Source organism: Shinella sp. WSC3-e (assembly GCF_945994535.1).
GTDB lineage: Bacteria > Pseudomonadota > Alphaproteobacteria > Rhizobiales > Rhizobiaceae > Shinella > Shinella yambaruensis.
The window spans coordinates 3,860,281-3,872,862 of sequence record NZ_OZ000530.1; the positions used below are offsets into that span (position 1 = coordinate 3,860,281).

Annotated in this window: 13 protein-coding genes and 2 pseudogenes; 12 read left to right on the top strand and 3 right to left on the bottom strand. The window is 65.5% G+C overall.

Features of this window, described 5'->3' with window-relative positions; genetic code table 11:
- Positions 1 to 4 precede the first annotated feature (4 nt).
- Genes AABF56_RS18930 through dnaQ form a run of 4 tightly spaced genes read left to right on the top strand, consistent with a single transcriptional unit; the run spans position 5 to position 2,745 of the window.
- On the top strand, positions 5 to 601 hold the full coding sequence (locus AABF56_RS18930; protein ID WP_244770753.1) for a Maf-like protein: 597 nt from the start codon (positions 5 to 7) through the stop codon (positions 599 to 601).
- Positions 594 to 1,454 carry a shikimate dehydrogenase gene (locus AABF56_RS18935; protein WP_272807140.1) on the top strand — a complete coding sequence of 287 codons (861 nt, stop codon included), beginning with the start codon at positions 594 to 596 and terminating at the stop codon, positions 1,452 to 1,454. The genes AABF56_RS18930 and AABF56_RS18935 overlap by 8 nt, the downstream gene beginning before the upstream one ends.
- A complete protein-coding gene (gene coaE / locus AABF56_RS18940; RefSeq protein WP_272807141.1) occupies positions 1,451 to 2,041 on the top strand; it encodes a dephospho-CoA kinase in 591 nt (196 codons plus the stop codon). The genes AABF56_RS18935 and coaE overlap by 4 nt, the downstream gene beginning before the upstream one ends.
- On the top strand, positions 2,041 to 2,745 hold the full coding sequence (gene dnaQ, locus AABF56_RS18945) for a DNA polymerase III subunit epsilon (RefSeq protein ID WP_272807142.1): 705 nt from the start codon (positions 2,041 to 2,043) through the stop codon (positions 2,743 to 2,745). The genes coaE and dnaQ overlap by 1 nt, the downstream gene beginning before the upstream one ends.
- Positions 2,746 to 2,828: 83 nt before the next feature.
- On the opposite strand, the gene secB is transcribed toward dnaQ, so the two are convergent.
- A complete protein-coding gene (gene secB, locus AABF56_RS18950) occupies positions 2,829 to 3,305 on the bottom strand; it encodes a protein-export chaperone SecB (RefSeq protein WP_244770757.1) in 477 nt (158 codons plus the stop codon).
- A 69-nt stretch (positions 3,306 to 3,374) separates the two neighbouring features.
- Positions 3,375 to 3,833: an FxsA family protein gene (locus AABF56_RS18955; RefSeq protein ID WP_244770758.1), complete on the bottom strand. Its 459-nt coding sequence runs from the start codon at positions 3,831 to 3,833 to the stop codon at positions 3,375 to 3,377.
- A 154-nt stretch (positions 3,834 to 3,987) separates the two neighbouring features.
- On the opposite strand from AABF56_RS18955, the gene AABF56_RS18960 reads away from it, so the two are divergent.
- The 6 genes and pseudogenes from AABF56_RS18960 (at position 3,988) to gyrB (ending at position 9,318) form a co-directional block, all read left to right on the top strand.
- Positions 3,988 to 4,692, top strand: coding sequence for a Tim44/TimA family putative adaptor protein (locus AABF56_RS18960; RefSeq protein ID WP_244770759.1), 705 nt, complete (start codon positions 3,988 to 3,990; stop codon positions 4,690 to 4,692).
- 14 nt (positions 4,693 to 4,706) lie between these two features.
- Positions 4,707 to 5,822 carry a murein transglycosylase A gene (mltA, locus tag AABF56_RS18965; protein ID WP_272807143.1) on the top strand — a complete coding sequence of 372 codons (1,116 nt, stop codon included), beginning with the start codon at positions 4,707 to 4,709 and terminating at the stop codon, positions 5,820 to 5,822.
- Positions 5,809 to 5,911 (top strand): annotated as a pseudogene (locus AABF56_RS37780) (Smr/MutS family protein); the annotation flags it as partial. The gene mltA and the pseudogene AABF56_RS37780, both read left to right, overlap by 14 nt.
- 119 nt (positions 5,912 to 6,030) lie before the next feature.
- A pseudogene (locus tag AABF56_RS37785) lies at positions 6,031 to 6,375 on the top strand (Smr/MutS family protein); the annotation flags it as partial.
- Positions 6,372 to 6,752, top strand: coding sequence for a helix-turn-helix domain-containing protein (locus tag AABF56_RS18975; RefSeq protein WP_244770762.1), 381 nt, complete (start codon positions 6,372 to 6,374; stop codon positions 6,750 to 6,752). The pseudogene AABF56_RS37785 and the gene AABF56_RS18975, both read left to right, overlap by 4 nt.
- A gap of 133 nt (positions 6,753 to 6,885) precedes the next feature.
- The gene (gene gyrB / locus AABF56_RS18980; RefSeq protein ID WP_272807145.1) at positions 6,886 to 9,318 is read left to right on the top strand and encodes a DNA topoisomerase (ATP-hydrolyzing) subunit B; all 2,433 of its coding nucleotides are present in this window, start codon (positions 6,886 to 6,888) and stop codon (positions 9,316 to 9,318) included.
- A 132-nt stretch (positions 9,319 to 9,450) separates the two neighbouring features.
- Here the strand turns inward: gyrB and AABF56_RS18985 are convergent, their stop codons facing one another.
- Positions 9,451 to 10,044, bottom strand: a complete 594-nt coding sequence (locus AABF56_RS18985) for a nitroreductase family protein (protein ID WP_272807146.1) — start codon at positions 10,042 to 10,044, stop codon at positions 9,451 to 9,453.
- 160 nt (positions 10,045 to 10,204) lie between these two features.
- On the opposite strand from AABF56_RS18985, the gene gabD reads away from it, so the two are divergent.
- Together gabD and AABF56_RS18995 are read left to right on the top strand one after the other, a co-directional pair.
- Entirely contained in the window at positions 10,205 to 11,656 is a 1,452-nt protein-coding gene (gene gabD / locus AABF56_RS18990) for an NADP-dependent succinate-semialdehyde dehydrogenase (RefSeq protein WP_272807147.1), read from the top strand.
- Between the two features lie 63 nt (positions 11,657 to 11,719).
- Positions 11,720 to 12,520, top strand: a complete 801-nt coding sequence (locus AABF56_RS18995) for an aldolase/citrate lyase family protein (protein ID WP_244770766.1) — start codon at positions 11,720 to 11,722, stop codon at positions 12,518 to 12,520.
- Positions 12,521 to 12,582 lie beyond the last annotated feature (62 nt).

The following is a 12,582-nucleotide window of genomic DNA, read 5'->3' on the forward strand; positions in this document are numbered from 1 at the left end:
TTCCATGACATCGCTGATCCTTGCCTCGCAAAGTCCCTTTCGCCGCATGCTGATGGACAATGCGGGCCTTGCCTTTGAAACCGAGGCGGCCGATCTCGACGAGCGCGCGATCGAAACCGCGCTTGCGGCCGGCAACCCGACGCCGCCGGAGATCGCCCAGGCGCTGGCGATCGAAAAGGCCGTGAATGTGGCGCGGCGCAATCCCGGCGCCCTCGTCATCGGTTCCGACCAGACGCTGTCCCTGGAGGGGCGGGTGTTTCACAAGCCGGCCGACATGGCAGAAGCCAAGACCCATCTTCAGGCCATGTCCGGCCGCACCCATTCGCTGAACTGCGGCATCGCCCTGGTACGGGACGGAGAGACATTGTGGAGCCACATCTCCATCGCGCATCTGACGATGCGGCCGCTGTCCGGCGATTTCATCGATCGCCACCTGGCGCGGGTCGGACCGCGGGTGCTGGCGAGCGTCGGCGCCTATCAGCTCGAGGGCGAAGGGGTGCAGCTCTTCGAGCGGATCGACGGCGACTATTTCACCATCCTCGGCCTGCCGCTGCTTCCCTTGCTGGCTAAACTTCGCGATCTCGGTGCCATCGATGCATGATTCACGTGAAACAGTCGCTCGCCATGCCTTCGTGACGGGCTATCCGGTCAAACATTCGCGCTCGCCGCTGATCCATGGATACTGGCTGGAAACGCTGGGATTGCAGGGATCCTATACGCGGCAGGAGGTTTCGCCCGAGGATTTCGCCGGCTTCATTTCCCGCTTGAAAAGCGGTGAATCCGGCTTCATCGGCGGCAATGTCACCATCCCGCACAAGGAAACGGCCTTCGCGCTCGCCGACCGGCCGGATGCGCTGAGCGAAGAGCTCGGGGCGTCGAACACGCTCTGGCTGGAGGACGGCCGGCTCCATGCGACCAACACCGACGGTTTTGGATTTCTCGCCAATCTCGATGCCGCCGCGTCCGGCTGGGACAGGACGGACCGGGCCGTCATCCTCGGGGCTGGCGGCGCCAGCCGGGCGATCCTCCAGGCGGTGCGCGATCGCGGCGTTGCGGAAATCCATGTCGTCAACCGCACTGCCGCCCGCGCGCAGGAACTGGCCGACCGTTTCGGGCCGAGCGTGCACGCCCATCCGATGGCGGCCCTGCCGGAGGTCATGAAGGGGGCAGGGCTTTTCGTCAACACGACGTCGCTCGGCATGGATGGCGAGGCGGCACCGGATTTCGACTTCTCGCCCCTGGGTGAGGGCGCGGTGGTGACGGACATCGTCTATGTGCCGCTGGTCACGCCGATCCTGCGTCAGGCGGCCGAGCAGGGTTTTGCCACGGTGGATGGCCTCGGCATGCTCCTGCATCAGGCGGTGCCGGGCTTTGAAAAATGGTTCGGTGTGCGGCCGGCCGTCGATGCGCGATTGCGCGGGATGATCCTCGCCGACATGGAGGCGCATCGATGATCGTGCTCGGCCTCACCGGATCGATCGGAACAGGCAAGTCGACGACCGCGGCGATGTTCCGCAATCTCGGTGTGCCGGTGCATGACGCGGATGCGACGGTGCACGACCTCTATCGGATGGAGGCCGTCGCGCCGGTCGCCGCGCGGTTTCCCGAAGCGCTGCGCGATGGCGTCATCGACCGCACGGCACTGTCGGCGACGCTGGCCCGGTTCCCGGACCGCTTTGCCGCGCTGGAGGCGATCATCCACCCGCTCGTGCGGGCACGCGAGAAAGCCTTCCTCGATGCGCAGCGGGATCATGGATCGCCGCTCGTCCTGCTCGATATCCCGCTGCTCTACGAGACCGGGGGGGAAGCGCGGGTGGACAAGGTGGTGGTCGTCACCTGCGATCCGGACATACAAAGACAGCGCGTGCTCGCCCGCCCAGGCATGACGGAGGAGAAATTCCAGCTCATCCTGTCACGCCAGACGCCGGATGCGGAAAAGCGCCGGCGCGCCGATTTCCTCATCGATACCGGCAAGGGGCTTGAAGCGGCGCGCAAACAGGTGGAAGAGATCGTTGAAAGCTTGAAGGGACAAGAGCACTGATGCGCGAGATCATCTTCGATACGGAAACGACCGGCCTCGACAACAAGCTCGACCGCGTCATCGAAATCGGCGGCGTGGAGCTGGAGAACCATTTTCCGACCGGCCGCACGCTGCACCTCTTCATCAGCCCGGGCGACCGCAAGGTGCATCCGGATGCGCTTGCCGTGCACGGCATCACGGACGAATTCCTGAAGGACAAGCCGCCCTTTGCCGATCTGGCGCAGCAGATCCTCGATTTCTTCGGCGATGCCCGCTGGGTGGCGCACAATGCCAACTTCGACATGGGCTTCATCAACGCCGAGTTCGAGCGCATCGGCCTGCCGCCGGTCCTGCAGGAGAAGGTGACGGACACGCTGGCGCTGGCGCGCCGCAAGCATCCTATGGGGCCGAACTCGCTCGATGCGCTCTGCCGGCGCTACGGCATCGACAATTCGCATCGCACGAAACACGGCGCCCTGCTCGACTCCGAGCTTCTGGCCGAGGTCTATATCGAGATGATCGGCGGCCGGCAGGCGGCGCTCGGGCTCGGCATGGCCGAGAGCGGCCGGCGGACGCTGGTCGAGGCTGAGGACGATGTCGTCCTGCCGCTGGGCGTCAGGCCGAAGCCGCTTGCGCCCCGCCTTTCCGAGGAAGAGCGCGCCGCCCATGCCACCATGGTGCAGAAGATGGGCGACAAGGCGATCTGGGCGAAATACGGCGCGTGAACCTGGCCCAGCTTTTCAAAAAGCAAAAGAAAACGCCCGGTCACCAGGTGGCCGGGCGTTTTCGTTGAAAGCCGGTGGTCGCCTCAGTTGGCGTTGACCTTGGCCTTGACCTGTTCTTCGGCCATGCGCTGGGTGAACATCTGCGCGAAATCGATCGGATCGATCATCAGCGGCGGGAAACCGCCGTTGCGGGTCGCGTCGGCGATGATCTGGCGGGCGAAGGGGAAGAGCAGGCGCGGGCACTCGATGAAGAGCACCGGGAGCATGTGTTCCTGCGGGAAGCCCGCGACGCGGAAGACGCCGCCATAGGCGAGTTCGGCGTTGAAGAGCATCTTGTCGCCGTCCTTGGCTTCCGCGTTCAGCGAAAGGATGACGTCGAAGTCCGTCTCGGAGAGCGGGTTTGCATTGACGTTGACGCTGATGTTGATCGCCGGCGCCTTGTCACGGGCCTGGAGCGACCGCGGTGCACCCGGGTTTTCGAAGGAGAAGTCCTTCACATACTGCGCCAGGATGTTGAGCGAGGGGCTCGCGGCGTTGTTCTCGGTTGCTGCGTCGGTCATGAAAGTATCCTCGGGGACTCTGGAAAGTCAGGCCATCTAGCATTTCGGCCCCGGGCTTACAACCCGCCGTCACGGCCGGCCGTCGCGATGAAAGTCGCTTTCGTCTAGATCGATGGTGCGCTGGGGGCCTGTCTGCGGCCGGTTGCCGGGGTGCGTGCCGCCGATGTCGACGACCACGATGTTGCGCATCAGCCGGTTCCAGAGGAACGTGCGGACGGGCGGCAGAAACAGGGCGAGCCCCACGATATCGGTGAGGAAGCCGGGAATCAGCAACAGGATGCCGGCGATCATGATCATCGCGGCATCGAGCATTTCCTTGCCCGGCGCGCGGCCGTCCTGGCCGGCCTGGCGCAACCGGGCAAGCACGCCGAAACCCTGGATGCGCATCAGCACGATGCCGGCGACGGCCGAAAGCACGACCAGCGACAGGGTGGCAAAAAGGCCGATGCGCCGCCCGACAAGAATGAAACAGGCGATTTCCGCCAGCGGCAGCAGGAGAATGAAGAGGGGAATGAGACGTCGCAGCATGGCCTTCACTGTCGCACAGTTTAGCGCGGACCGATACTGCCGGCGCTGTTTGGGCGTGCCTTCATCGCATTCACGTCATCGCCATTTGAATGATCCGGTTTTGCGGACTATATGGGAAAGGAACAAGAAAAACGAAAACGGCTGCGGATCGATAATGGGCTCATTCGACTTTGTAACGATTTTTTTCCTGGTGGCTGCGGTGGTCATCTTCCTGCAGTTGCGCAGCGTGCTCGGCCGGCGCACCGGCAGCGAGCGCCCGCCCTTCGATCCCTATTCCAAGCGCGAGACCGCCAGCGAGGCTGATTCGGCCGATCGCGGCAAGGTGGTCACGCTGCCGCGGCGGGATGGGACGGACGAGGAGGAAAATCCCTATGCGTCCGTCGATGGCTTTGCCGCACCGGGCACCCCGCTCAACGAGCAGCTTCGCCAGATCGTCAAGGTCGACCCGTCCTTCAACCCGAAGGAGTTCGTCAACGGCGCCCGCATGGCCTATGAAATGATCGTCGTCGCCTTTGCCGACGGCGACCGCAAGGCATTGAAGAACCTCCTGTCGCGCGAGGTCTATGAAGGCTTCGACGCGGCCATCTCGGAACGCGAGAGAAACGGCGAGGTCGTCCGCTCCAGCTTCGTCGGCATCGAGAAGGCCGATATCGTCAGCGCCGAGGTCAAGGACAGCGAGGCGAATGTGACGCTGCGCATCGTCAGCCAGCTGATCTCCGCCACCTATGACAAGGCCGGCACGCTGATCGAGGGCGATGCGGAAACGGTGGCCGAGGTCAACGACCTGTGGACCTTCGCCCGCGACATCCGTTCGCGCGATCCGAACTGGAAGCTGATCGCCACCGAATCGGAAGGCTGAGCGAGGCAAGGCCAATGGACTATCGCCTGGTTCCGGCCCGGTTTTCGGCGCTTCCCGGCTGGAACGAGGATGATCCGACAGCGCTTCTTTCGGCAATGGCCCGCTGTCGCGATCACATCCGCACCGTAAAACCCTACAGGACGGGCTCGCTCGGCATCACCGCCGGCGAGCTTCTGGCGTTGCTGGATGCGGCGGCCGACGAGAAGCCGGAAGGTCCCGCCGCGGTGCGCGCCTTCTTCGAGGCGCAGTGCGTGCCCTTCCTCATCGAGAAGGCGGACGGCTCGCCCGGTTTCGTCACGGCCTTCTACGAGCCGGAAGTCGCCGTGCGGGCGGAGCCGGACGCCGCGTTCCGCCACCCCTTCTACGCCCGGCCGGAGGATCTGGTCGATATCGACGAGGACAATCGCCCGGCCGGTTTTCCGCCGGGTTTTGCGTTCGGGCTCAAGACGGCCGGCGGGATCGTCGAGCATCCCGATCGCGGCGAGATCGAGCGTGGCTATCTTGCCGGCCGCGGGCTGGAGATCGCCTATGCCCGCTCGAAGGTGGACGTCTTCTTCGCCCATGTGCAGGGCGCCGTGCGGCTCGTCTATCCGGACGGGTCGGTCAGGCGAATCACCTACGCCGCCAAGAGCGGCCATCCCTTTTCCGCGATCGGCAAGCTGCTGATCGACCGCGGCGAGATCGACGCGGCAACCGTCTCCATGGCTTCGATCCGTGACTGGCTGGCCCGCAACGAGGATCAGGTCGACGCCGTGCTCTGGCACAACCGCTCCTTCATCTTCTTCAAGGAGGCCGAGGTCGCGGATCTGTCGCTCGGCCCGATCGCCGCGGCGAAAGTGCCGCTCGTCGCCGGCCGTTCGCTGGCGGTCGACCGGCTGATCCATACCTTCGGCCTGCCCTTCTTCATTTCGAGCGACAGCCTCACCCATATGGATGGCGGCAAGCCCTTCCGCCGCCTGATGCTGGCGCTCGACACCGGAACGGCGATCGTCGGCCCGGCGCGCGGCGATATCTTCACCGGTTCGGGCGATGCGGCGGGCGCGCTGGCCGGCCATGTGCGCAATGCGGCGACCTTCCATATCCTCGTGCCGAAGGCAGCGGCGGAGCGATACCTCCATGCCGAAGGATAAGACGCTCTCGAGCGAGGACCGTATCCTCTGGGGCAAGGTGGCGCGCAGCACGCGTGCACTGCCGGGCAGGCTCGACGCCCTGACGGAGTTCGAGGCCGCCTTTGAAAAGCCGGAGGCCGGGAAGAAGCCCGAGCCGGAACCGAAGAAGATGAAGTCCGCCCCGCCCGCCGAAGGTATCGCGCTCACCATCGGCCGCGACAAGGAGACCCGGCACCATCCGCTGGAGCGCCCGGTCAAGCGCAAGATCGCCAAGGGCCGCCTGGCGCTGGAAGCGCGCATCGACCTGCACGGCATGATCCAGAGCGAGGCGCACGGCTTCCTGCTCGGCTTTCTCATCCGGGCGCACGAGCGGGGCCTGCGCCACGTGCTCGTGATCACCGGCAAGGGCACCTCGCTCGGCAGCGACGGCGCCTTGAAGCGGGCGGTGCCGCTGTGGTTCTCCCTGCCGGAGTTCCGGCCGCTGATCTCCTCCTACGAGCCGGCGGCGCGCAACCACGGCGGCGACGGGGCGCTCTATGTCCGGCTTGCCCGGCACCCGGGAGAAAAACGATGACGACACCCTTCGGCAAGGCCGTACGGCACCTGCGCGATCGCAAGGGCGTTTCGCAGAAGGACATGGCCAGGGCGCTCGGCGTCAGTCCCGCCTATCTCTCGGCGCTGGAGAACGGCAAGCGCGGCACGCCGAGCTTCGATTTCCTCCAGCGCGTGGCGGGTTACTTCAACGTCATCTGGGACGAGGCCGAGGAACTGTTCCGCATTGCCCGGATTTCCGATCCGCGCGTCGTGGTGGATACGGCCGGCCTGCCGCCGGAATACACCGCCTTCGCCAACCGGCTTTCGGCGGAAATCCGCGACCTGCCGCCCGAGACGGTGCGCCGTCTTGCCGGTATTCTGGAAAAAGCATGCAATAACCGGGTAAAACCCGGCTGATCCCCTGAATTCTGCCGTGTTTGCCCTCTCCCTGATTTGGAACTTGAGGGCAAAATCCCTATATTCAAGGACTTGGAAAGCCGTGATTCGCCGCGCTTCCTGCCTTCCGAAAGAACCCTGGAAAGACGTTTGAATGACTGACACACCCGAGACCGAAAACGGCCCGGCCGAGTACGGCGCAGATTCGATCAAGGTCCTCAAGGGGCTTGATGCGGTGCGCAAGCGCCCCGGCATGTATATCGGCGATACCGATGACGGCTCGGGCCTGCACCACATGGTCTACGAGGTCGTCGACAACGCGATCGACGAGGCGCTTGCCGGCCATGCGGACATCGTGACGGTCACGCTCAATCCGGACGGGTCCGTGACGGTGACCGACAACGGCCGCGGCATCCCGACCGATATCCACAAGGAAGAGGGCGTCTCCGCCGCCGAGGTCATCATGACCCAGCTCCATGCCGGCGGCAAATTCGACCAGAACTCCTATAAGGTTTCCGGCGGCCTGCACGGCGTCGGCGTCTCGGTGGTGAATGCGCTTTCGGTCAAGCTGAAGCTGAAGATCCGCCGCGGCGGCAAGATCCACGAGATGAGCTTCACCCATGGCGTGGCCGACGGCCCGCTGGCGGTGACCGGCGACTGCGGCAGCGAGACCGGTACGGAAGTGACCTTCCTGCCCTCGACCGACACCTTCTCGAACATCGACTTCAACTATGCGACGCTGGAGCACCGCCTGCGCGAGCTCGCCTTCCTGAATTCCGGCGTGCGCATCCTGCTCACCGATCGCCGCCATTCGGATATCAAGCAGGACGAACTGATGTACGAGGGCGGCCTTGAAGCCTTCGTGACCTATCTCGACCGGGCGAAGAAGCCGCTGGTCTCCAAGCCCATCGCCATCCGGGGCGAGAAGGACGGCATCACCGTCGAGGTCGCGATGTGGTGGAACGACAGCTACCACGAGAATGTGCTCTGCTTCACCAACAACATCCCCCAGCGCGACGGCGGCACGCACATGGCGGGCTTCCGCGGCGCGCTGACCCGCCAGGTCGTCTCCTATGCCGATACGTCCGGCATCACCAAGAAGGAGAAGGTGACGCTGCAGGGCGAGGACTGCCGCGAAGGCCTGACGGCGGTGCTGTCGGTCAAGGTTCCCGATCCGAAATTCTCCTCGCAGACCAAGGACAAGCTGGTTTCCTCCGAAGTCCGCCCGGCCGTGGAAAACCTCGTCAACGAGGCGCTCTCCACCTGGTTCGAGGAACACCCCGCCGATGCCAGGACGCTTGTCGGCAAGGTCGTCGAGGCCGCCGCAGCCCGCGAGGCCGCGCGCAAGGCGCGTGAATTGACACGGCGCAAGGGCGCGCTCGACATTTCCTCGCTGCCCGGCAAGCTTGCCGACTGCTCCGAGCGCGATCCCGCGAAATCCGAACTCTTCCTCGTCGAGGGCGATTCGGCCGGCGGTTCGGCCAAGCAGGGCCGCTCGCGCGAGAACCAGGCCATCCTGCCGCTGCGCGGAAAAATCCTCAATGTCGAGCGCGCGCGTTTCGACAAGATGCTCTCCAGCCAGGAGATCGGCACGCTGATCACCGCGCTCGGCACCTCGATCGGCAAGGACGAGTTCAACGCCGACAAGCTGCGCTACCACAAGATCATCATCATGACGGACGCGGACGTCGACGGCGCGCATATCCGCACCCTGCTGCTCACCTTCTTCTTCCGGCAGATGCCGGAGCTGATCGAGCGCGGCCATCTCTACATCGCCCAGCCGCCGCTTTATAAGGTGGCGCGCGGCAAATCGAGCCAGTACCTGAAGAACGAGAAGGCGCTGGAGGATTACCTCGTCGCCGTCGGCCTCGACGATGCGGCGCTGGAGCTCAGCTCCGGCGAAGTGCGTGCCGGCCAGGACATCCTGGAGCTGATCCAGGACGCGCTGCGCCTGCGCACGCTGCTCGACGGCCTGCATTCGCGCTACAATCGCGCGATCATCGAGCAGGCGGCCATTGCCGGCGCGCTCAATCTTGAGCTCAGCCACGACCGCGAGGCCTATGCCGCCAAGGCGGAAGAGGTCGCCCGCCGGCTCGATCTCATCGCCGAGGAGACGGAGCGCGGCTGGACCGGATCCGTCGCCACGGACGGCGGCCTGCGCTTCGAGCGCATGGTGCGCGGCGTCAAGGAATTCGCGCATATCGACATGGCGCTGATCGGCTCGTCCGATGCCCGCCATATCGACCAGCTTTCCGCCCGCTTCCAGGAAATCTATACGCCGCCGCCGGTCCTGCGCCGCAAGGATGGCCAGGTCGAGATTTCCGGCCCGCGCGCCCTGCTCGACGCCGTCTTCGCCGCCGGCCGCAAGGGGCTTTCCATGCAGCGCTACAAGGGGCTTGGCGAGATGAATGCCGAGCAGCTCTGGGAAACGACGCTCGATCCGAACGTGCGTTCGCTGCTGCAGGTGCGGGTGTCCGATGCGACGGATGCCGACGGCCTCTTCGCCCGCCTGATGGGCGACGAGGTGGAGCCGCGCCGCGACTTCATCCAGGAAAACGCCCTCAGCGTCGCCAACCTCGATATCTAGGCAAGGGAGCCGCCGAAAGGCGGCGCTCTTTATCGGGAAGATATTGCCCTCTCCTCCGTCATCCTCGGGTCAAGCCCGAGGATGACGAAAATGGATGGGGCTTAGGCGGCCGTGCGCCCATTGCAAGCCGCTTCAGGGCACGAATTGCCCTTCGGAGACGAACTCTTCCACCTTCTTGCGCCCGCTCGGCACCTCGCGCTTCATGAGGTCCTCGGGCAGCGACTCCTTCGGGGCGATCTTGCCGATCGCAAGCGCCGCTTCCACGCGGAAACCTTCCGGAATGCCGAGGACCTCCCGCGCCTTCTCCCGGTCGATGCCGCCCATGCCGTGGGCATGGTAGCCGGCGCGCGTCGCCTCGAGCGCAAGATAGGCCCAGGCGGCGCCGGTGTCGAAGGCGTGGGTATAGGCCGGGCGCATTTCACCGGCGGCGTTCTGGCGGTGGGTCTGCGAGATGATCACGGCCAGCACGGCGGCCTTGTCCGCCCAGCGGCGGTTGCCCTCGTCCAGCGTGTTGTAGATCCGCTCGAAGGCCTCGGTGCCGCGATGGCCGTAGACGAAGCGCCAGGGCTGGCCGTTGGCGGCGGACGGTGCCCAGCGGGCCGCCTCGAACAGCGAAAGCAGCGTTTCGTGCGGCATCGCCTCGCCGGTGAAGGCGCGGGGCGACCAGCGGTCGAGATAGATGGGGTCGATGGCGTGGTCCGCGGTGCGGCCGGTCGGATGGGTCATTGCAAGCCTCGAATGTCAGTTTGGCCGGCCGACCTTAGACCCGGCGGCGCGTCGCGCGAAGCGGTAAAATCGCGTTCCTGTCGCATTGTCGAACCGGTGGGGGACGCAATATAACCCTTCCGACATGTGAGAAACGGCATCGCGAAATGGGAGATATCCGATGAGCCTCAAAGACCCGAGCCTGCTGCGCCAGGCAGTCCTCGTTGGCACCCGCTGGATCGAGGCGGATGGCAGCGGCATCGCCGTGAAGAACCCGGCAACGGGCGAGCTTGTCGGCCATGTGCCGAAGCTCGGCGCCAGGGAGACGAAGGAGGCGATCGACGCCGCCGCCGCCGCCCAGAAGGGATGGGCCGCCCGCACGGCCAAGGAACGCTCGGCCGTGCTCAGAAAATGGTTCGAGCTGATGATCGAGAACAAGGACGATCTCGGCCGCATCCTGACGATGGAGCAGGGCAAGCCGCTGGCCGAGTCCACCGGCGAGATCGTCTATGGCGCAAGCTTCGTCGAATGGTTCGCCGAAGAAGCCCGCCGCCTCTACGGCGACATCGTGCCCGGCCACCAGAAGGACAAGCGCATCCTCGTGATGAAGCAGCCGATCGGCGTCGTCGCGGCGATCACGCCCTGGAACTTCCCGAACGCCATGATCACCCGCAAGGCCGGCCCGGCCTTCGCCGCCGGCTGCGCCATGGTGCTGAAGCCCGCCTCGCAGACGCCGTTCTCGGCCATCGCCATCGCCGTCCTTGCCGAGCGCGCGGGCCTTCCCGCCGGACTCTTCTCGGTCATCACGGGCTCTGCCCGCGAGATCGGCGCGGAGCTCACGGCCAACCCGACCGTGCGCAAGCTCACCTTCACCGGTTCGACGGAAATCGGCGCCGAGCTCTACAAGCAGTGCGCCCCCACCATCAAGAAGCTCGGCCTGGAGCTCGGCGGCAACGCCCCCTTCATCGTCTTCGACGACGCCGATCTCGATGCGGCCGTCGAAGGCGCGCTGATCGCAAAATTCCGCAACAACGGCCAGACCTGCGTCTGCGCCAACCGCATCTATGTGCAGGATGCCGTCTATGACGCCTTTTCCGAAAAGCTCGCCGTCGCGGTCGGCAAGCTGAAGACCGGCAACGGCTTCGACGACGGCGTCGTGCTCGGCCCGCTGATCGACCAGGCGGCGCTCGAAAAGGTCGAGGAGCACGTTTCCGACGCGGTGAAGAAGGGTGGCCGCGTGGTGCAGGGCGGCAAGCGCCATGCGCTCGGCGGCACTTTCTACGAGGCGACCGTCATTGCCGACGTGACGCCCGACATGGCCGTCGCCCGCGAGGAGACCTTCGGCCCGGTCGCACCGCTCTTCCGCTTCAAGGATGAGGACGACGTCATCGCCCAGGCGAACGACACGGAATTCGGTCTTGCCTCCTATTTCTACGCCAAGGAGCTGTCGCGGGTCTTCCGCGTCGCCGAGGCGCTGGAATACGGCATGGTCGGCGTCAATACCGGTCTGATCTCGACGGCGGAAGCGCCGTTCGGCGGCGTCAAGCTTTCCGGCCTCGGCCGCGAGGGCTCGAAATACGGCATCGAGGAGTTCACCGAGATCAAATATGTCTGCCTCGGCGGCATCGCCTGAGGTCAGGGGACAGGGAAGACCCGGCCGGCATCGTCCGGCCGGTTTCGTTTGAGAGGGAAAATCGTGGCAGCACCGAAAAACACCTTCAAGGCCGCGCTCCGCGAAGGCCGGTTCCAGCTCGGCCTGTGGGCGGCGCTCGGCAGCGCCTATGCGGCGGAAATCCTGTCCGGCAGCGGCTATGACTGGCTGCTGATCGACGGTGAGCACGGGCCGAACGACATGCCGCTGATCAGCGCGCAGATCGGGGCGCTGCACCGCTCGCCGACCCATGCCATGGTCCGTCCGCCGATGGGCGAGGCCTGGGTCCTGAAGCAGCTGCTCGACCAGGGCGCCCAGACCTTCCTCATCCCGATGGTCGAATCGGCGGCCGAGGCCGAGGCGCTGGTGCGCGCGGTGCGCTATCCGCCGCACGGCATCCGCGGCGTCGGCGCCGGCCTCGGCCGCGCGAGCGACTTCAACCGCACGCCGGATTATCTGACGACCGCCAATGACGAGATCTGCCTCATCGTGCAGGTCGAAAGCCGGGCCGGCCTTGCGGCGATCGACGAGATCGCGGCGGTGGAGGGCGTCGACGGCATCTTCATCGGCCCGTCGGATCTTGCCGCGGACATGGGCCTCCTCGGCAATCCCGGCGCGCCGGAGGTGCTTGCGGCGATCACCCACATCTTCGCGCGCACGAAGGCCCACGGCAAGGCGCGGGGCATCATGACGGTGTCGCTGCCGCAAGCGGCGGTCTACCGCGATCTCGGTGCGGATTTCATGGCGATCGGCACCGACGTCAATTGCCTCGTATCGGCCGCCGGGGCCCTGCGCCGCACCTTCCTCGGCGAAGAGGGGACGGAAAAGCGCGGCGGCGGCTACTGACCGTGTCCGCATCTCCGGCCGAATGCACCGATTCGGCTGGAAATACAGCAAGAACAATAATT